13 protein-coding genes are annotated in these 20320 nt (G+C 45.7%); 9 read left to right on the forward strand and 4 right to left on the reverse strand.

Annotated elements, in window-relative coordinates:
- The first annotated feature begins 19 nt into the window (after nucleotides 1-19).
- The 3 genes from QUB39_RS18380 to dnaB all read left to right on the forward strand — a co-directional run bounded on the left by QUB39_RS18380 (nucleotide 20) and on the right by dnaB (nucleotide 9221).
- Nucleotides 20-5188 carry a PAS domain-containing protein gene (locus QUB39_RS18380; protein ID WP_333210306.1) on the forward strand — a complete coding sequence of 1723 codons (5169 nt, stop codon included), beginning with the start codon at nucleotides 20-22 and terminating at the stop codon, nucleotides 5186-5188.
- A 269-nt stretch (nucleotides 5189-5457) separates the two neighbouring features.
- Nucleotides 5458-5916: a 50S ribosomal protein L9 gene (gene rplI / locus QUB39_RS18385; RefSeq protein ID WP_333053831.1), complete on the forward strand. Its 459-nt coding sequence runs from the start codon at nucleotides 5458-5460 to the stop codon at nucleotides 5914-5916.
- A gap of 494 nt (nucleotides 5917-6410) precedes the next feature.
- Entirely contained in the window at nucleotides 6411-9221 is a 2811-nt protein-coding gene (dnaB, locus tag QUB39_RS18390) for a replicative DNA helicase (RefSeq protein ID WP_333210304.1), read from the forward strand.
- Between the two features lie 92 nt (nucleotides 9222-9313).
- Here the strand turns inward: dnaB and QUB39_RS18395 are convergent, their stop codons facing one another.
- Both QUB39_RS18395 and QUB39_RS18400 read right to left on the reverse strand, forming a co-directional pair.
- Nucleotides 9314-9919, reverse strand: coding sequence for an FKBP-type peptidyl-prolyl cis-trans isomerase (locus tag QUB39_RS18395; protein ID WP_333053834.1), 606 nt, complete (start codon nucleotides 9917-9919; stop codon nucleotides 9314-9316).
- Nucleotides 9920-10198: 279 nt separating this feature from the next.
- Nucleotides 10199-10525 carry a phasin family protein gene (locus tag QUB39_RS18400; protein ID WP_333053835.1) on the reverse strand — a complete coding sequence of 109 codons (327 nt, stop codon included), beginning with the start codon at nucleotides 10523-10525 and terminating at the stop codon, nucleotides 10199-10201.
- 216 nt (nucleotides 10526-10741) lie between these two features.
- On the opposite strand from QUB39_RS18400, the gene QUB39_RS18405 reads away from it, so the two are divergent.
- From QUB39_RS18405 to QUB39_RS18420, 4 genes are all read left to right on the forward strand, one after another.
- Complete coding sequence (locus QUB39_RS18405) at nucleotides 10742-11098, forward strand: zinc ribbon domain-containing protein (RefSeq protein ID WP_333053836.1); 357 nt, start codon at nucleotides 10742-10744, stop codon at nucleotides 11096-11098.
- A 203-nt stretch (nucleotides 11099-11301) separates the two neighbouring features.
- Entirely contained in the window at nucleotides 11302-12267 is a 966-nt protein-coding gene (locus QUB39_RS18410) for a BadF/BadG/BcrA/BcrD ATPase family protein (protein ID WP_333053837.1), read from the forward strand.
- 336 nt (nucleotides 12268-12603) lie between these two features.
- Complete coding sequence (locus tag QUB39_RS18415; protein WP_333053838.1) at nucleotides 12604-13260, forward strand: hypothetical protein; 657 nt, start codon at nucleotides 12604-12606, stop codon at nucleotides 13258-13260.
- A 2-nt stretch (nucleotides 13261-13262) separates the two neighbouring features.
- Nucleotides 13263-13766 (forward strand): MgtC/SapB family protein, encoded by a 504-nt coding sequence (locus tag QUB39_RS18420; protein WP_333240567.1) that lies wholly within the window; start codon nucleotides 13263-13265, stop codon nucleotides 13764-13766.
- A gap of 1156 nt (nucleotides 13767-14922) precedes the next feature.
- On the opposite strand, the gene QUB39_RS18425 is transcribed toward QUB39_RS18420, so the two are convergent.
- Together QUB39_RS18425 and QUB39_RS18430 are read right to left on the reverse strand one after the other, a co-directional pair.
- Nucleotides 14923-15135 carry a hypothetical protein gene (locus QUB39_RS18425; protein WP_333053841.1) on the reverse strand — a complete coding sequence of 71 codons (213 nt, stop codon included), beginning with the start codon at nucleotides 15133-15135 and terminating at the stop codon, nucleotides 14923-14925.
- Nucleotides 15136-15185: 50 nt separating this feature from the next.
- Nucleotides 15186-15416 (reverse strand): hypothetical protein, encoded by a 231-nt coding sequence (locus QUB39_RS18430; RefSeq protein ID WP_333053842.1) that lies wholly within the window; start codon nucleotides 15414-15416, stop codon nucleotides 15186-15188.
- A 617-nt stretch (nucleotides 15417-16033) separates the two neighbouring features.
- Between QUB39_RS18430 and QUB39_RS18435 the strand changes: the two genes are divergently transcribed.
- Nucleotides 16034-17785 carry a hypothetical protein gene (locus tag QUB39_RS18435; protein ID WP_333338630.1) on the forward strand — a complete coding sequence of 584 codons (1752 nt, stop codon included), beginning with the start codon at nucleotides 16034-16036 and terminating at the stop codon, nucleotides 17783-17785.
- Nucleotides 17786-18143: 358 nt separating this feature from the next.
- Nucleotides 18144-20240, forward strand: a complete 2097-nt coding sequence (locus tag QUB39_RS18440; RefSeq protein WP_333338627.1) for a beta-propeller domain-containing protein — start codon at nucleotides 18144-18146, stop codon at nucleotides 20238-20240.
- The last annotated feature ends 80 nt before the right edge of the window (nucleotides 20241-20320 follow it).

Genomic DNA, 20320 nt, shown 5'->3' on the forward strand with positions numbered 1-20320 from the left:
TGATCGTTGTTAGAAACCGATGCAAAACCCACGCAATACTGAACCCCAAGCAAAAATCGACCCCTCTGTTTCAACGGATTCTAACAAAGCGTTTTACCCAGCCCCGCCTTTGCCAACTGATGTAGGGATGGTTCTGCAATTGGCAGATGGTAGCATTCAGGGGTGCAATTCTCACGCCCAGGAGCTATTGGGGATGACAGCAGAACAGATGCTCTTATGCACTTCAATCAACAGTCGCTGGCAGACTCTGCGTGAAGATGGCTCGGATTTTCCCGGCGAGACGCATCCGGCGATGGTGGCGCTGCAAACCGGGCAACCATGTTTAAATGTCATCATGGGCTTTTATCGGCCACAGGGAGAATTGATTTGGTTGACGCTCAATTCTCAACCTTTATTTCAGGGAGATCGATCGACTCCCTATGCGGTAGTAACAACCTTCACTCCTATCGCTCAACCTCAACCCGAACCAGTCTGTAACGCGCCCGCGGCCCAACTGTCAGACACCCTCGAAAGTATTTCCGACGGGTTCTTTGCTTTGGATCGAGACTGGCGATTTACCTACCTCAATTCGCAAGCGGCGCGGTGGCTGAATCGACCCTCGAAAGATTTGATTGGCAACAGCATTTGGGAAGAGTTTCCCGAATCAGTGGGCAGTTTGTTTGAGATCGCATCTTGCACCATTCTCAAGAACGGGCAAGATGCCCGTTTCACAAAAGATGAATTTTCTTCTTGTGGAACAGGCATCTTGCCTGTTCGGGAACAAATTACGGTGAGTTTTGAATTTTTTGATCCGCCACTCAATGCTTGGTATGCGGTACGAGCTTATCTCATCCCATCGGGACTTGCCGTTTATTTTCAAGATGTCACCGAGCAGAAAGCGGATCGGGCTGATTCAATTAAACAAGCACAAACTTCGCAGCAACAACTAACAGAAATCGAGGCGATTTATGCTAGTGCGCCGATCGGACTTTGCTTCCTCGATACCGAGTTGCGGTTTGTCCGCATCAACGATCGGCTAGCAGAAATAAACGGAGTTCCAGCCGCCGCCCACATCGGCAAAACATTGCGCGAAATCTTGCCAGAAATGGCAGATGATTTAGAGCCAATTTACCGACAAGTTATTGAAACTAAAGTTCCACTTCAACAGCTCGAACTTAGCAGGACGAACTCAGCACAGCCGGGAGTCGATCGCGATTGGCTGTTGAGTGTCTATCCACTCAGGGCCGAGGACGATCGCGTCCTGGGAGTGAATGTGACGGTGCTAGAAATTACCGATCGCAAAGCTACCAAAAAAGAAATTGAACGGCTCAACCAAGAACTAGAGCGACGAGTCAATGAACTGGAATCGATACTTGATGCTGTACCCGTCGGCATTACGATCGCCCGCGACCCACAGTGTAAAGTAATTCGCGCTAACCGATTTGCCCAGTCGATGTTGATAGTGCCGCCGGATACCAATGTTTCTGGAACCGGAGAGCAAGCCGCAACCCTTCCGTTTAGACGATTCCGCAACGGAGAAGAAATTCCAGGAGAACAACTCCCAATGCAACTAGCTGCGGCTTCCGGCGTCCAAGTGCGAGATGTGGAAATTCAAATGGTGCGCGAGGACGGGGTAGCCTTTGATTGGTTGGTGAATGCGGTGCCGTTATTTGACGAAGAGGGCGCAGTTCGCGGCTGTGTGGCGGCGTTTATGGATATTAGCGATCGCAAACAAGCTCTTGCTGCTTTGGGTCGTTCCGAGGAACGCTATCGCACTTTGTTTGAGTCCCTAGACGAAGGTTTTTGCGTCATCGAAATGCTGTTTGACGCCAACGAAAAGCCGATCGATTACCGCTTTTTGGAAGTCAATCCTGCTTTTGTGAAACAAACCGGACTCGAACAAGCTACAGGTAAAACGGTGCGACAGCTCCTTCCAAATCACGAAAATTATTGGTTTGAGATGTACGGCAAAGTCGCGCTCACGGGGGAACCATTGCGCTTTGAACACGGCTCGGAAGCCATGAACCGCTGGTTTGAGGTTTCGGCGTTCCGCACTCCTGAGCCGGACAGCCGCAAAGTTGCCATACTTTTCAAAGACATCAGCGATCGCAAACAATCGGAGAATCTCCTGCGGCAACAGTCCGAGCAACTGCGACTGTTCGTCAAACATTCGCCTGCGGGGGTGGCGATGTTTGACCGCCAGATGCGGTATATGCTGGTGAGCGACCGCTGGCTATCAAGTTACGGGATCGGCACTCAAAACATTGTGGGCCGATCGCACTACGACATCTTTCCCAATTTGCCCGATCGTTGGAAACAAATCCACGAGCGCTGTCTGGCGGGAGCAGTCGAAACCTGCCCTGAAGATCGGTTTACCCGCCCTGATGGCTCCATCGACTGGGTGCGCTGGGAAATTCACCCTTGGCGAACCAACACTAATGAGATTGGCGGCATCATGATTTTTTGCGAAATCATCACCGAACGCAAAAACGCTGAACTCGCGCTCTCTGGGGCCAACCAACAAGTCAGCAATATTATAGAAAGTATTACCGATGCCTTTATCGCGATCGATTCACAATGGCGCTTTACCTACGTTAATGCCACAGCAGAAAAACTGCTTTCTCGATCGAGAAACGACTTGCTAGGTCGATCTATCTGGGAGGTATTCCCCGCCGAAAAAGAATCCTATTCAAGGGCATATCAAGAATTTCATCGAGTCGTTAACGAGCAAGTTTCTGTCAAGTTTGAAGAGTTCTCGCCCTCGCTCCAAATGTATATAGAAGTGAGCGCCTATCCTGCGGCCGAAGGACTTACGGCTTATTGGAGCGATATTAGCGATCGCAAACGCACGGAAGAAGAACTGCGACAAAAAAATGCGATTTTGAACGTAATTAACGAGTCAGCACCCACGCCCATTTTTGTCAAAGATCGAGAAGGACGGATTATTTATGCCAATCCAGCCACGCTGGAAATAATGGGCAAATCTGCTTCTGAAGTAATTGGTGGTCGCGATATCGATTTATACCCAGTAACAGAACTTGCAGTCGCAGTCACGGAAAACGATCGGCGGATTATGGAGTCGGGACAAACAGAAGTCCTCGAAGAATCTCACGATGGCATTCGCACATTTCTGGTAATGAAAGCTCCCTACCGCAATCAGGCGGGAGAAGTCATCGGCCTGATTGGCATCTCCAGCGACATCACAAATCGCAAACGAGCCGAAGTCGCCCGGGAAGAACAAACTAAGTTACTGCAAGTCATCATTGACAGCATTGGCGATGGTTTAATTTTGGCAAACCAACAAGGGGAGTTTGTGTTGTTTAACCAAGCCGCAGTCGGGGTATTCGGTCAGCTATCGAATGAAAAATCTTGTGAGGAATGGTCGAACACCTACGGACTATTTTTGGCAGACCAAAAAACCCTTTTCCCCGCCGCTGAACTACCTCTAGCCAGAGCAATAAAAGGTGAATATGTCAATGATGTAGAGGTATTTGTCCGTCGCCAAGATACCGAAGGTCGCTGGATCAGTATCAGCGGTTATCCGGTAGTTGATATTAGCAACGAAATCAAAGGCGGAGTGATTGTCTGTCGGGATATCACAGAACGCAAACAAGCTTTATCAGCGCTCCAAGAAAGCGAAGAACGATTCCGCACTATGGCTAACAATGCTCCTTTTATGGTATGGGTAACAGACTCCACAGGCTATTGCACTTTCTTGAGCGAAACCTGGTATGAATTCACAGGTCAAACTGAGGAAACAGGTTTAGGATTTGGTTGGATAAACGCGCTGCATCCAGAAGACCGCGAACAGGTCAAGAACGCATTTTTTACCGCCAAGGAACGCCAGGAACGGTACAGCGTTGAATATCGCGTCGGGCGCAAGGATGGCGGATATTCTTGGGCGATCGATGCGGCGGCTCCCAGATTTTCCGAAAGCGGACAATTTGAGGGTTATATCGGCTCTGTAATCGACATTACAGAACGCAAACAAGTGGAAACCGACCGTGATATAGTTCTCCAATTAGAACAAACTGCCCGCACGGAAGCCGAGCGAGCTAACCGCATTAAAGATGAGTTTCTGGCTGTGCTTTCTCACGAGTTGCGATCGCCCCTGAATCCGATTTTAGGCTGGTCGCAACTGCTCGTCGGCGGCAAGCTGAACGCCAGTCAAAGTGCCAAAGCTTTTGAGACTATTGAGCGCAACGCCAGACTGCAATCTCAATTAATCGAAGACTTGCTTGACGTATCTCGGATTCTGCAAGGAAAACTCAGATTGAATGTTGCTCCAATGAATCTGGCAACCATTATTCCATCTGCTGTGGAAACCGTGCAATTAGCAGCGGAAGCTAAAAAAATTCAAATCCAAACAATCTTAAATCCCGATGTCGGGCAAGTTCTCGGTGATACAAGTCGCTTGCAACAAATTGTGTGGAATTTGTTATCAAATGCTGTGAAATTCACGCCAGAAGGCGGTCGAGTAGAAGTTCGATTAGGGCAAATCGAACACCAAGCTCAAATTAAAGTTACGGACACGGGTAAAGGTATTCTTCCCGATTTCTTGCCTTATGTTTTTGACCATTTCCGACAAGAAGATGGCGCAACAACTCGCAAATTTGGCGGCTTGGGACTGGGATTGGCGATCGTTCGCCAACTGATCGAACTTCACGGCGGAACGGTGTTTGCAGAAAGCGCAGGAGAAGGTCAAGGAGCGACGTTTACGGTGAGATTACCGCTATTAAATGATGATTCTAGAAGGCAGGAGGATGAAGCCCTCAATTGGTCTGCTTGTCCCGCTCTCTCATCCTTGCCCCTAGCTGGATTGAGAATTTTGGTGGTAGATGATGAACTCGACTCGCGAGATTTTGTGGCTTTCGTGCTTGAGGAAGCGGGTGCAGAGGTGATTTCCCTGTCATCTGCTGCTGAGGCGCTAGAGTCGATCGAACAAACTGCACCGGATTTGCTCGTCAGCGACATCGGAATGCCCCAGATGGACGGATATATGTTGATCCATCGCATCCGCACTCAGCTTGCGCCTGAGTATCGGCAGTTGTTGGCGATCGCCTTAACGGCCTATGCTGGAGAAGCCAACGAGCGCCAAATTTTGCAAGCCGGATTTGACAAACACTTAGCCAAGCCGATCAATTCGACCCAGTTAGTTGCTACTGTAGCGCGATCGATCGCCCGTGAGCGCCTTGAAAATAAAGCCTGAGCGATCGGTAAGACATGGCACTGTAGTTGATTTAGCTCATTACAGCACCCGCGTTTTGCGTAATTTCAAACTGAATTTGCCCCTTAAAAATATTATCCCTGTTTCTTCCCTCGAACGTCGAATCTCGAACCTCGAATCTCAACATCCATCCATTAAATCCGTTAAATCCCTTACATCCGCTACATAATCCGTTGCCGAACTCCCTTGCGATCGCCCCTAAAACTTCGCTATTATAAAAAGTTGCAGTTAAAACCCCACAACCCACGATCATGGCCAAGCGCGTTCAATTAGTTTTAAATAAAGATGTCAGCAAACTCGGCAAAGCTGGCGACGTAGTAGAAGTAGCCCCAGGCTACGCCCGCAACTACCTAGTACCCCAAGGCATGGGATTTAAAGCCACTCCAGGCATTCTCAAGCAAGCAGAGCGCCGCCGTGAAGAAGAAAGACTGCGCCAGCTAGAGCTCAAGCAGCAAGCTGAAGTCCGCAAAACCGCCCTCGAATCGGCTGGGCCTTTCATCATTTCCAAGCAAGTTGGCGAAGCTGACGCGATTTTTGGTACTGTTACCAACCAAGAAGTAGCAGAACTAATTTTCAACTCTACCAGTCAAGAAGTCGATCGGCGCGGCATCACCCTACCCGAAATTCGCCAAACTGGTACATACAAAGCTGAAATCAAACTACACGCAGAAGTTACCGCCGAAGTTGATATTCAAGTGGTTCCGATGTAATTAAGAGTTATCAGTCATTAGTTGTTAGTCATTAGTCATTAGCTAACAACTAAGCACTGCTAAGTAAGGACTCAGTAACGCTAACTTGCAGATTGAGAACCGGAGCATCTCTGCAGAGAGTAAGAAGCATTTTTTCAGGAGTGCGAGATCGAGAGAGCGTGAGTCTGGTATAAACGCGAGCTCGCGACAGATCGCACTCCTACAAAACCTTACACTGATAATAACTAATGACCCCGCCGGAAAAACGGACACAAGCCCCGACGCTCCTGATGGTCGAACCTACAATTTTAGGATATTGTTCAAGCTCCCAGATTCATCTGTAGAGTAAATCTAAAATCGAAAATCGAAAATCGAAAATCTACAACCTAAAACCTAAAATCGAAAATCTACAACCTAAAACCTAAAGCCGAAAATCTAAAACCTAAAACCTAAAACAGAAAATCTAAAATCTAAAATCTAAAATCTAAAATCGACTGACTGAGGACTATTGACTAATGAGCGATTTGATGCCGACAAATATAGAGGCAGAAGAAGCAATTTTGGGCGGGATTTTAATTGACCCCGAAGCTATTTCCCGAATTGCCGAACTGCTGCGCCCGGAGTTTTTTGCCATCACCGCTCATCAAGTCATTTATCGATCGGCATTAGGGCTATTTTTACAGGGCCAACCTACCGATTTAATGACGGTAACAACTGCGCTAACCGACCGCAACCAGTTAGAGCAAGTAGGAGGACTAACTAAATTAGCACAATTAGTCGATCGCACAGTTTCCGCAGTCAACATCGACCAATATGCAGTTTTAGTTGAAGACAAATATCAGCGCCGCAAATTAATCGAAGCTGGCAACAACATAGTACAATTAGGTTACGAGACAGCAGTACCGCTAGAAACAGTCTTAGACCGCGCCGAACAAGAAATTTTCAGCATAACTCAAGAACGCCCGCAACAGGATTTAGTGTCGATCGGCGAAACACTAAACCAAACATTTCAAGACCTAGAAAATCGCAATGAAGGCCTCACACTTCCCGGTATTCCGTGCGGTTTTTATGACTTAGATGCTATGACAGGAGGCTTTCAGCGATCGGATTTAATCATCGTTGCAGCCAGGCCGGCGATGGGCAAGTGCCAAGCAGCCTCTACCGTAATAGTAGAAAGTGATGGAACTGTTTCTAGTATAGAACAAATCTATCAAAAACGTCAAGCTGAATTACTAACATTAGGAGAAGATTGGCAATTTCACCTAACTAGACCATCAGCTTTTATAGATGATGGAATTAAGCCTGTATTTCGGGTTACAACAAGACTGGGACGATTTATAGAAACTACAATTACACACCCATTTTTAACAATTAAGGGCTGGCGGCAGTTGAGGGAAATACAAGTAGGCGATAAGATTGCTGTTCCCCGCAGGATGAATGTTTTTGGTAAAGAAACCATCCGAGACTGTGAAGTTAAATTATTGGCTTATCTAATTGGCGATGGGTGTTTGACACGCAGCGCGCCACACTTCACCAATGGAAATACTGCTATACTACAAGATTTTGCTGAAGCTGCTACTAGCTTCGGAGGTCTTAAGCTGCGATTTAACGATAAAGGGAGACGCGCACCAGAATATTATGTCATGGGCGATCGAGAAAGTTACACAGATAGTATAAAAAACTTTGGTTATAATTTAGAACTAATCCTTTTAAAACGAAATTTTGACTCTAAAAAATTAGCGCTAGAATTGAAAGTTCCACCGCGATTAGTCCGGTCTTGGGTGGAAGGAATAGCATTTCCCAATCAAGAATTATTTAGTGGCATTTGCAGAGTTTTAAGAGTAGATCCAGAACACCTTGCCGATGAGGGAATGGATGTTATTAATACAAGTCATAAAAATCCCCTGAGAAATTGGTTAGAAAAGTTAGGTCTGATGGGAAAAAATGCTCATGAGAAAACCGTACCGGACATAGTGTTTAGATTGCGGCGATCGCAAGTTGCCCTTTTCCTCAACCGCCTCTTTTCAACTGACGGCTGGGCAACCCTACTTACCAGCGGTCAATCTCAACTAGGCTACTGTTCTGTCAGCGAAGGACTAGCCAGACACGTACAGCATCTACTGCTGAGATTTGGCATCATTGCAGCCCTCAAAAAGCGTTCTGTCAAATACAAAAATACTCGTAGACCAGCTTGGCAAATCGATATTACTGATGCAAAATCAATCAAAACATTCATATCAGAAATTGGCATTTTTGGCAAAGAGGTAGCCTTATTCAAAGTAAAAGAAGCATTAGAAAATAAAGAATCTCACAATAACCGCGATTTGATTCCTGTAGAGGCGTGGGAATACCTAGCATTAGCAAAAGGCAACGAATCTTGGGCATCCTTAGCAAAACGCGCAGACATCAAAGGTCACTCAAATATCCACGTTGGTAAACGTGCGCTGTCCAGAGAAAGATTTTTAGTTTTAGCAACGGCTTTAGATAATTTATGGCTGAAAAAACTGGCAGATAGCGAGGTTTACTGGGATGAAATAGTTTCTATCGAACCGATGGGAAACAAGCAAGTTTACGACTTAACTATCCCGGAGACACACAATTTTGTGGCTAACGATATCTGCGTTCACAATACAGCTTTCTGTACCAACATCGCCCATCACATCGCCGCCGGACAGCAAAAATTGCCGGTTGCCGTTTTCAGCTTAGAAATGTCGAAAGAACAGCTAGTGCAGCGTATCCTGTCGAGTGAAGCCAAAATAGAAAGCAACAGGTTGCGATCGGGTAGAATCAGTCAAAACGAATGGGAACCAATCAGTACAGCCATTGGCAATTTATCAGAACTACCACTATTTATTGACGATACTCCCAATATTACCGTCACAGAAATACGATCGAAAGTCCGCCGCCTCCAAGCAGAACAAGGCGGAAGCCTAGGATTAGTCTTGCTAGATTACCTGCAATTAATGGAAGGTACTAGCGACAACCGTGTGCAAGAACTATCTCGAATTACCAGAAGTCTTAAAGGTTTAGCCCGCGAACTCAACGTGCCGATTATTGCCTTATCTCAGTTGAGTCGGGGTGTGGAAGCGAGGACAAACAAGCGGCCTATGATGTCTGATTTACGCGAAAGCGGATCGATCGAGCAAGACGCGGATTTAGTAATTATGCTCTACCGCGATGAATACTATAACCCTGACTCGCCCGATCGCGGAATTGCAGAAGTAATTATTACCAAACACAGAAACGGGCCCACAGGAATCATCAAACTATTATTTGACGCCCAATTTACCTGCTTTCGCAATCTGGCATCTCCGAAGCGATCGTAAATCAACCAGAACATACACAGAAACCCGGTTTCTTAAAAAAAACCGGGTTTCTAAATACCGTAAAAGTTTTACGTTGAATGAGATTGAGCTACCTAGCCACCGATTCTCAACAATTCCACATCAAAAATCAGCGTAGCATTAGGAGGAATCACCCCGCCCGCACCGCGAGCGCCGTAACCGAGTTCAGGGGGAATAATCAACTTGCGCCGGTCTCCAACTTTCATCGTACCGACACCTTCATCCCAACCCTTAATTACTTGACCCACGCCAATTTTGAACTGAAAAGGTGAATTGCGATCGCGCGAACTGTCAAACTTCGTGCCATCCTCCAAAGTTCCAGTGTAGTGTACGACAACCGTCTGCCCGGTTTTTGGAGTCGCCCCCTTACCCTCTGTCAATTCAACATATTTCAGACCTGAATCTGTGGTGACAGTTTTCTCAGTATTAACAGTTTTCTCAGTATTATCAGTCATGTTATTGCCAGCGATAGTAGCTGGTACCTTCGGTAAAGTAGCATCAGCTACTAGCAAGCTATTTTCATTCAAAGACTGCGCTGACAACTTCTCAATAGCAGTCTCGGGTAAAAGATTGTTCAATTCGGCTGCAACTGCTTGGGACCCAGAACCGCCCATTTGAGCGACTATCAAAAACAAAAAGCAAACCAGCATTACTCCCAAGCTGACTAGAACTCCTCGCAAAATTAATCCTCCTAATACTTTTAACCGCGATATCTCAGATATCTAAGACATCTAGTACAACAAGAACTACCAAATTTTATCTGAACTTTTCCACCAAAAAACGGCAGGTATCAGATAATTTTAAAGGCAAAAGTATGAAGTCAAAATGTTTGTTATTCTACATAAATGGCTTCTACATAAGTGCCTTTTTTAGCCTTCTGCCTTCGGGTGACAATCTTATCACAAGATAGCAGCCAACTTCTCGCGGGCGTTAGCGAAGCTTGCAGAAGAGGAGCGAACTCAGCGCCAGTTACGGTTTTCTAAATCCCGCATCTGACGTTCCAAACGATCGAGCCTTCCCCGCAACTCATCCATTTCGGACTGTCGGGGGACTCCCATATCTTGCAGCATATTCCGTAGTTGCCGCTGCAACTGCGTCTCCCAATTCCCCTGTTCAGACTTGATGTGCTCCGTCATGTCATCGACAAAGGTTTTGGCTTGCTCAGGATTGATTTTGCCATCTTTGACCCATTGCTCGCTGACTTCCTGCAATTTCTCTGCCACCAGAGAGGTAGTACCAATGCCCAGCATTACCAGTTGTTTGAGTAAGTTGCTATTGTTATCCATAGATTTTTCCTAATGTTTGCCCTTTGATACCCGATCGGCTCAGGTCGCCTGCAGTCGCTGCGAAACCATCTGTAAACTTAAAGTTACATCAGCGCACACCTACCTTTCTATTTTGGAGCATCCAGCCGCCTGATGGCGAGCCGATCGCCCATTCTCGGCGTTCGGAAAACCCGCTAATGAGCCTACCCACCACATTACCCCATCACCCTGCTGTCTATGCCTGATTGCCCCCGCTGTCACCAACCTGTAGACGCCCAAGCGCTCGCCTGTCCACACTGCAAAATCCCCCTCAAAGCTTTCGGTCATCCGGGTATCCCTCTTTATCGATCGAAACCCGAAGAATTTCTGTGCGCTACCTGTATTTATCACGAAGACGATACTTGCAACTACCCGCAGCGTCCTTTTGCCAAAGAATGCACGCTTTATCACGATCGAGCTGAGCCACTTGTGCCACAGACGATTCCTTACAGCAGCGGCGACGGGCTGCAATCAATCAAAAATTGGTGTCAGCGCCATCTGGTTTGGTTAGCATTATTAGGTTTAATTATTATTAGCATTGCTCTGTCGATTTAATCTCACATCTTGCACCATTCTGAAGAACAGGCTTTCCGGTCTGTTCCACAGGAGATTAATTTTCTTGTGGAACAGGCCGGAAAGCCTGTTCATAAAAGGCTTATTGACAATGGTACAACATCTCAGTTTAATCTGATTGTACAAAGCGTAGAATAGAGAGATATCTGTTAATCTGGGTTGCTCTATTATTCTCTAAATTATTCATGAGCTACGTATTCGGCATCGACGGCGGCGGCACTAAAACAATCTGCCTTTTAATGGATGACAACCACCTTGTTTTAGGACGGGGTGAAGCAGGGCCGTCCAATTATCAAACCCTGGGAATTGAGACAGCCAAAGAATCCATCCAATTGGCGATCGAACGAGCAGTTCTGTCCGCTAAAATCGAGACGAATAGCAATCTCAACATAGAAGCAATTGGTCTGGGACTAGCAGGCGTCGGGCGTCCAAAAGATCGTGAAATAGTGCAATTTGTAGTGCAGAACTTGCAGTTGACGAATACTTTACCAGTAACCCGATCGTTCCTGCCCAGGAATATAGTAATTAGCAGCGACTGCGCGATCGCACTTGCTGGCGGTACAGGTTATCCAGTAGGTATCGCCGTTATTTCAGGAACAGGTTCGATTGTTTTCGGGCAAAACCGTCAAGGAAAAACTAAACGAGTCGGCGGTTGGGGATATATTTTAGGCGATGAAGGCAGCGGATATAACATTGCCCTTCAGGGTTTGCAAGCTGCTTTGAAGTTCTATGACGGACGCGAAGATTTTACCGTGCTTGCGGAAAAATTTCAAACGCATTTAGGCCTCAATAACCTAGAAGAATTGGTAGAAGTCGTTTACGGGCGCGGTTGGGGAGTCAAAGAAATTGCTGCTTTAGCGCCGATTGTCCAACAAGCCGCAGCAGAGGGCGATCGCGTCGCTGACTGCATTATCAATAATGCTGTAGCAGAATTAACCTATTCAACCAAAATAGCCATTTCAGCGCTATTTAACCAAACAGAAGAATTTGAAATTGTGATCGTAGGAGGTGTGTGGGGTGGAGAGGCAAATTGCCGAGGTCGGTTTGAAGCAGCCATAAGTGCGATCGCCCCAAAAGCTAAGGTAATTTCGCCCCGATACGAACCAGCTTTCGGTGCTGGATTGCTAGCCTTAAACGCTCTCAACAATTAATTGTTGACTGTTGACTGTTGACAAGCGAAATATTTTACACCTACTTTCCAGCTTCCAGATTCATCTGTGGAGTCAAGTCTAAAATCTAAAATCTAAAATCTAAAATCTAAAATCGACTGGCTGTTGACTATCTTCCTTATCTTCCCGATCGCCCCTGTATTGGGGATTTTCTCGATTTTTCCAAATTTTCAACTTCTTGATTATCAACCTTATCTTCCCAACTGGTAGAATTCCAGCCTGCCATAATCAAAACATCAGATGAATGCGAAACCAGAAACAAATTTAGCAGTAGTGCGTTCCTAAGTAAACAAAAACCGAAGCAAGGAGACAATTTATATGATTACTTCTCAAAAATGGCGTTCAGCAACAGCAGCAATCCTCGCACTGGGCATTACAGTGGGAACCAGCGCGCCGCTGGTGGTAGCTACTCCCGCAGAAGCCCAACAAAGAATTTCCCAATTTGATAGCATCCGAATTCCGTCGGGCAGTGTAATTCCAGTTAGGTATGAAAAAGACAAAATAGTTGTCACCCGCGAAGAAACTTCACCTTTAACTTTAACAGTAGCGCAAGACATCCGCACACCTCAAGGCAGAGTGTTAATCCCCGGAGGCAGCCAGATAGTCGGGGCACTGCAACCTGTCAGAAGAGGCAATCAAATCGGTACTCAATTTGTTGCCAGAGAGTTAATTATCAGCCGCCGCCAACGCTATCGGATTGATGGCTATTCGGGAATTATTACCCGAACCGAAAGAGTCCAAAAAGGTGCTGGCACAGGTTCAGTAGCGCAAGGTGCAGCCTTGGGTGCTGCTGCTGCGGCTGCACTCGCAGGCATTACCGGCGACAAAGCGATCGCGACTGAAGAAGTATTGGGAGGCGTTGGGATCGGCGCTTTAGCTGGAGTATTGTTGGGGCGGCGCAGCGTTGACGTGCTGGTGATTCGCCCGGAACAAGATTTGGCAGTGAGATTGCGATCGGACATCGTGCTCCGCTAATATTGGTATCTTCCGAATCAATTATTTGCAGTAAAACATTGTCGATCGCTAACTTGTGGTCTCCCGATAATTGGCTAGGCATACTTTTAAGGTTGTGCCTAGCCATGTTTGTTGGCGGAATTATTGGATGGGAGCGCCAACTCAGAAATAAACCAGCGGGATTGAGAACTCATATGCTAGTTAGTATGGGTTGTGCGCTGTTTGTTTTAATGCCGCTGGCAATGGGGAAAAATGAAAACGGAGGAGATGCTGTAGCGCGCGTAATTCAAGGCGTTGCTGCCGGGATTGGGTTTTTGGGAGGCGGAGAAATCCTGCGGCAAAATCGACATGAAATAGGCAAAGTTGAAGTTCACGGGCTCACATCTGCCGCCGCTATTTGGGTGTCAGCAGCTTTAGGAACGGCTGCAGGATGCGGGTTGTGGCAACTGGCCTTAATTGGCGCTTTAATGTCGCTCTTTGTTCTGAGAGGAATTAAAGAGTTAGAGCGTCGAAGTCGTAGGAAATAGTCTCAGTGATGATAGAAAATCGGGTATTATAACCGTTATAACGTTTGGAGTGACGACGGAAGTACGAGCTAGTTTTATGACGGTTAAATTACTCACTACGAACTAACTTTATTACGGTCGATGGAGGGAAAATAATATTAGCTGTTTCATACCAACCCCAGTTAATCATTGATCGTAAATTGTTTGCCATTATCCCAGCCATATCTGTCAATAAGGTGAAAAAGGAGCGTTACACAATTTGAGGATGATTATTGTGGGCATTGGTGTTAACTTAACGTTAAACCCTTATTCCAGCACGGGTTTCAACAAGAGTCTCCATCAAAGCGAAAGTCCTCGCTATGAGGACTAATGAGTTCTTCAGTCCTCTTTGAGAGGACTTTTGCTCTCTCGACAGGGAATTCATTCCCTGGCGGACTGACGGGTAAGCGGGAGGACTGGCGGACTAAAAGCTTAAGTTGACACTAATATATTGTGGGGGGTTCCGCCTGCGGTGAAAATACACGCTTTCGGGCTAAGCTGTCGCGCATTTAAATTGTATATTCAGGGCGGGCGGGACGCCCACCTCACAAGACTTTGATTTTTTTTGACATACAATTTAAATGCCGCAACAGCTTACGAGAGCCCATTCCACAAAAAAACAATCAAAATCATCCCGCAATTATGCAACGGCTAAAAAGTGGCTAAAACGCTGGAAATCTCTGCTTGGGGCGAGCGAGAAATATTCTCGATTTGATAGATAATTAACCATAAGCTGTCGCGCATTTAAATTGTATATTCAGGGCAGCCAGGACGCCCAACCCCTACTCCCCACAAAACTTTGATTGTTTTTTAACAGACAATTTCAAGGTAGAACAGCTTAAACAACATCTCAATAATAATGCTCAAATTTTACGAACCAAACACTGTGACTACGCCTTGACAGGTCTGGTCATCCGGTCATCCAGCCTGACCTTTGATGAGTGAAGTCCTCACTATCCACTTAAATCTTCATTTTAATATTTATTTCAATTTTAGTGAATTTGCTTAACACCCCTTGAAGCAAAATACCAATATTTTTTAAATTAATTAGTATATAAATCAGCCAATAATTATATGCTTTCACCCTTTATTTTAAATAAAGCTTAATATTTATATCCCCAGATGATTGAATAACAAATTAATTCCTATCATGGAAATTTGGCATTTTAATCACTTCCAAAGACTCTTGCCTCACCCGACCCGCCATCGCAGCTAACTGCAAGCTCATAAAAGCATTCAAATCTTCCAAATCACACTTGGCTGAGGAAAAAATCTTCTGCATTTCATTTTCTGCTTCCAAACTCAGATATCCAGCGGCAATAGCTTGTTTTACAACTTCACGAACCTGCACGGTAAAAATGTCCCTTACTAAATTTTAACTAATCAAAAGCCAACTAATTACTAACAGGAAGTTTCGGAAGCCGTCTCGCCAAAGATTTCAAACTTTTTTAGCTCGCGAGACTCTTGTTTCACTCCTCCAGACATAGCTGCTAGTTGCAAAGCCATAAAAGCATTTAAGTCTTCCAAGTCATAATGGGTGGTAGTTAACATCCGCCGCAGTTGATTTTCGGCTTCAAGGGTTAGATAGCCCAGAGCCAGAGCTTGCTGGGCGAGGTCGCGAATTAGTACCATAACACTTCGGGATTTTATTGGTTCAAGCCTAAGTATCGAATGTTTTCACAGAATCAGCAGTGACGGCTATTGCTCAATAGGTGTGACATTGTGACGGGCCACTCGTGACAGCCGGAGTCGCAGAGTGTGACTAAGTATTTGCACTGTTGTGACGGAGATCACGCGGGGGATACCAGAGGAGGAGTCGGAGAGTGGGGAGTCGGAGAGTGTCCGGGTGTCTGGATGGGGGAGTCGGAGAGTATCCGAGTGGAGGAGTCGGAGAGGGGGAGCATTTTTCTTCTTCCCTGGGACTAATGACTAAGGGTGAGAATTAAATAAAATCCACTTTTCATGACTGTTGTGGGATGGGCCTAAGAGCCCGTCCCACAAGAAAAAAGGGAAATTATTTAATTGACGATCCTAATGACCGAAAGCGTCTAGGATACAAGCCCCCGGGTTCATCCGTCCAGAAATAAAAAACCTGTATCCGATAAAGGAGCCCCCGAATTTATCCGTGCGGTCAAGGCTTCAATCTAAAATCTCAAATCTAAAATCTAAAATCCATTGACTACTGCCTTCTACCTTCAGAAGACGCTCAACGTCTATAATCAGCAAGTTAAATATTTACTGCAAGACATATGGAAGCACCACATAAAGATTTGCTACAACAAATAGCCCGACTATCGGAAACTTATGCTAATTTGGCCGATCGCCTATCAATGGCAGCAAAACAACTGCAAGACTCCGGCCTTCCTCCCTCCGACAGCTTGCTGCAAGAAGTTGCCGCCTACAGTCGCAACTTTGCCGCAGTCCAAAAACAAGCTCTCGATCTCAACAAATCCGGTATCGCACCGGGGGAAATTACTTCCCTCAAAGACATTCAAAACTTAGTCGAGACTGCCTCCGCTTCTGAAGGTAAAGCAGAAATTCGCGATGCAGCATTGAAAGTGATCGATCGAGTATTGGCGATCGCCCACCGCGAACAAAGCGACTTCGCACCCTTACAATCAGTTCATGCCAGAGCCCGCGAACTGCAGCGCGCGATTTCCGAATCCACCCCAACTCAACTGCATTCCGACGCAGAATCCTTAGTCAGCGGCAAACACCCAGTTTCAGCAGTCCTCGCCCTGGTGGAACAGCAAGACAAATTAGACGACGAACAGTGGGTAATTCTCGAAGAAACAGTCAGCGCCGCTTTTGGCAAACAAATAGCCGTAGCCATTTCCAGAGGCAAATTAACCATTGCTGAGATGGTAAAAGCAGCACCTGCAAAAGTCGAACCCGCATTTAAACCAGCGCCAGAACAAAAAATCAGCGCCGAACCTTTGCCAGAAGTGATTGTCATCCCGTCAGGAAATGTGGCACCGAAACAAGTTACAGTTGCGCCACAGATCCAGATTTTGGAATCCCCCGCGCCTTCTGTCCCCATGCACGAGGTAATTATTGTTCCCAGCGTGGAAGTACCTAAGTCTCTTCAGACAACCGGTTCCGGGAACATTGTTTTTGGGGCACCTCGGGACATTCAACAACCGGTGGCAGTAGAGGGCGGTTTGGGAATCAAAGTTTTGGTGCACATTCAGGGAATTGGCGATCGAACTTTCGGTTCTCAAGAATACGCGGGTTCTAAGGGTCAAGGGCGGCGCGTCGAAGGATTTCAAATTAATATCGATCCCCCAATTCCCGGCTTAAATGTCGAGTACATGGCTCACGTCGAAGGTGTTGGCGACACTCCTTGGCTCAGCCAGGGAGAATTGGCGGGTTTTAGGGGTCAAGCGAAACGAATTGAAGGATTTGCGGTGCGGTTGAGCGGGCCGCAAGCTGATAAGTACGACGTATTTTATAGCGCTCACATTCAGAATATCGGCGACACCGACGTGTCCTCCAATGGCGAATATTGCGGTACTCGCGGTAAAGCTTTGAGAATAGAGGGTATCAAAGTTTGGATTGCTCCGTCTGCCAGTGCCCAAAAAGCTGCACCTGTGGGTTTAAAAGTGTTGGCGCATATTCAAGGAATTGGCGATCGAACTTTTAGCGATCGAGAATATGCGGGTACTAAAGCTCAAGGCCGCCGCGTGGAAGGATTTCAAATTAAAATAGAGCCGCCCGTTGCCGGTTTAAATTTGCAGTACATGGCTCACGTTGAAGGAGTTGGCGATACTGCTTGGATCTCGGAAGGGGAGTTAGCTGGATTCCGGGGCAAAGCCAAGCGCATTGAGGGATTTGCCGCCCGCCTGACAGGGCCGCAAGCTGATAAATACGACGTATTTTATACGGCTCATATCCAGAATGTGGGCGATACTCCTGTTACTGCTAACGGTCAATATTGCGGCACTCGCGGCAAAGGTTTGAGGGTTGAGGGGATGACTATTTGGGTTGAGCCGAAAGCCTAAAAAGTGAGAATGAATGGAAAATTTGCAGGGGATTTTCCCTTCATTGAAAACCGGGTTTTTTCACCAAAATATGCCATGACAGTCAGGGGTATTAGGTGAAAAAATCCGGTTTATCGCCATCCAACGACAGGAATTATAGCGCACGATCTCAGAAACCGGGTTTCTGAGTGTATTTTTCGTACTCAACCGAAATTTGTCGCAGAAACCCGGTTTCTCGTCACCTGCAAAGTCTTGGCGCACGCTAATCTCACTACTATTTGTTAAATTGGTTGAAAATAATGCTTGAACAATAGGTAAAAGCTTCAAAAACAATAGTTAAGTTTAATCAAATTTTGTATATTAAACTGATCAAAGTGCTATGACACAAAATCATAATGAGCCTAAAGAATACGATGCCGTCCTTGGCGGTCAATCCTCAATACCAACTAACGCTGCTGTTTTGGGAGGTATTGAAGGTGTAAAAAAACGCTTGGTGAGTACAATTATTTATCAAAAAATTGCCGCTGTTTCCGAAGCGCTTAAGTATGGAGAAGCTGGTTTAGATTTGATAATTCGTGCTTTAGAAGATGAATCAGAGCAAGTAAGAAAAGCTGCATATTTGTCGCTTCGAGATAGATCGGAACCGAGAGTGGAAGATATTTTAAAAGAATACAACCTGTGGAGGACGGGAGGGCAATCGTATACTTTTGGTTGGCATCTAGGCTTAATTGATTTCGTTGTTATCTGCCCGGACGGACAAACTTTTGTCAGTGGAGGTCGCGACGAAAAAACCATCAAAGTTTGGAACTTGCATACTGGAGAATTGATAAGAACTCTTACAGGACATTCAAACTCGGTTACATCCATTGCTATCAGCCCGGATGGGCAAACTCTTGTCAGTGGTAGTTACGATTGCACCATCAAAGTCTGGAATCCACACACCGGAGAATTGATGAGAACTCTTACCAAACATTCATCCCCCGATACAACATCTATTGCGATCAGCCCAGACGCGCAAAGTTTTGTCAGCGGTAGCCGTGACGGTACCGTCGAAGTCTGGAACCTGCATAGCGGGGAATTGATAAGAACTCTTACAGGACATTCATCTTCGCCATATTCATCTAGGGTTACATCCATTGCTATCAGCCCGGATGGGCAAATTTTTGTCAGTGGGAGTTACGATTGGACCATCAAAGTCTGGAATCTACATACCGGAGAATTGATAAGAATTCTTACAGAACATTCATGCTCGGTTTATTCTCTTGTCATTAGCCCGGATGGGCAAATTCTTATTAGTGGGAGTAATAATAATACCATCAACGTCTGGAATTTGCATAGTGGGGAATTAATAAGAACTCTTACAAAAAACCCACGCTTGAACTCGGTTTTTTCCATGGCTATCAGCCCGAATGGGCAAACTCTTGCCAGTGGCAATGACCGTACAATCAAAGTCTGGAATTTGCATAGCGGGGAATTGATAAAAACTCTTATTAGAGAACATTCAGGCTCGGTTTTGGCTTCTTCCCTTGCCATCAGCCCGGATGGACAAACTCTTGTCAGTGGGAGTTACTATAAAATCCAAGTCTGGAATCTACATAGCGGGGAATTGATAAGAACTATTGAAGGATATTTAACATCGGTTAATTCTGTGACTGTCAGCCCGGATGGGCAAACTTTTATCTGTGGGAGTCGCAACAAACTCGGAATTTGGAATCTGCATACTAAAAAATTTAGCGCAATTATAGAAGGACTTTCAACTTCAGTTAATTCTTTAGCTATTAGCGCGGACGGGCAAAGTCTTATCAGTGGGAGTAAAGACTGCACTATCAAAGTTTGTAACCTGCATAGCAGGAAATTGATAAGAACTCTTGCAGGACATTCAGGCTTAGTTAATTCTGCCACCATCACCCTGGATGGACAAATTCTTCTCAGTGCAAGTAACGACAAAACCATCAAAGTCTGGAACCTGCATAGCGGACAATTGATAAAAACTCTTGAAGGACATTCATCTTCGGTTAAATCCATTGCTATCTGCTCATACAGACAAACTATTGTCAGTGGCAGTAGGGACAAAACCATCAAAGTCTGGAGTCTGTATAGTGGAGAATTGATAAAAACTCTTGCAGGGCATTCAGGTTCAGTTAATTCCATTGCTATTAGCGCGGATAGGGGAACTATTGTCAGTGGCAGTGAGGACAAAACCATCAAAATCTGGAATCTGCATACTGGGGAATTGAGTAAAACCCTTACAGAACATTCAGGGTCAGTTAATTTGGTAGCCATTAGCCAGAACGGAAAACTTATGGTCAGTGGAAGTAGCGATCAAACCATTAAAATTTGGAGCTTGCCGGACAAAAAATTGATAAAAACTCTTTCAGCTTCAGAGTTGGGTAAATACATTGCCATGAGTGCCGATGGCAAAACTATTGTTAGTGGGGGTAATGATCGAACAATCCAAGTGTGGGAAGTGCCGTAAAGTTTCAATCACCCTTTAACCATCAAACTCAGAAATTAAAAAACAATGACATAAATTTCCTAGCATAATTAGGAAAGTTC

The organism is Microcoleus sp. AT8-B5, from assembly GCF_036705565.1.
GTDB lineage: Bacteria > Cyanobacteriota > Cyanobacteriia > Cyanobacteriales > Microcoleaceae > Microcoleus.